Raw genomic sequence first — 874 nt, 5'->3', positions numbered from 1 at the left:
GGGAGATCAAACGTAACAGCGGACCGACCGGCTATCGGGCAAGCCACGCCGATGAACTCGCATGGGATCGCGCGCAGCGCCCCAAAGTCTGTAAACTGGTTCGGTACCGGAAGCTGGCGCACATCGTCGCCGGCAAGCTCCAGTTGCAGTGGTCACCGCAGCAGATTGCCGGATGGCTCAGGCGGGCGTATCCAGACGACGAGGACTACAACGTGTCTCACGAGACCATCTATCGCAGTCTCTTCATACAGGCCCGAGGTGCCCTGAAGAAGGAGTTGCTGGAGCACCTGCGGCGTACCCGAGCCATGCGGCGTTCCCGCCATCACACGCAAAAGACCGACGATCATGGCAGGATAAAGGACACCGTATCGATCAGTGAACGCCCTGCGAGCGTTGAAGATCGTGCAGTACCGGGCCACTGGGAAGGTGATCTGCTGTGCGGTAGCGGCAGCAGCCAGATCGCGACGCTCGTCGAGCGCCAGACGCGTTACGTTATGCTGGTCAGGATAGCGAGCAAGGATAGCGAAACGGTCGCCAATGCACTCATCAAACACGCTTCAAAACTGCCGCAGGAGCTCTACAAGTCGCTGACATGGGATCGGGGAACAGAGATGGCCGCACACAAACGCTTTACCGTGGCTACCGACATACAGGTCTACTTCTGCGATCCCCAGCATCCATGGCAGCGCGGATCAAATGAAAACACGAACGGGCTGTTAAGACAGTACTTTCCTAAAGGCACCGATCTGTCCGTGTATTCGCAGGTCAAACTCAACGCTGTGGCTAGGCGATTGAACGAGCGTCCAAGAAAGACCCTGAACTACGAAACGCCCGCCGAACGGTTCCAGCAAACTATTGCATCCACCGGTTGAAT

At 57.6% G+C, this 874-nt stretch carries 1 protein-coding gene; it reads left to right on the top strand.

Features of this window, described 5'->3' with window-relative positions; genetic code table 11:
• Nucleotides 1–872: IS30 family transposase (locus BCA01S_RS34245; RefSeq protein ID WP_027780689.1), on the top strand; the 872-nt coding region annotated here is incomplete at its 5' end.
• Nucleotides 873–874: the final 2 nt, after the last annotated feature.

Source organism: Paraburkholderia caledonica NBRC 102488 (assembly GCF_000685095.1).
GTDB lineage: Bacteria > Pseudomonadota > Gammaproteobacteria > Burkholderiales > Burkholderiaceae > Paraburkholderia > Paraburkholderia caledonica.
The sequence above is the reverse complement of the archived record's forward strand: the minus strand, read 5'-3'. Positions and strand labels throughout refer to the sequence as shown.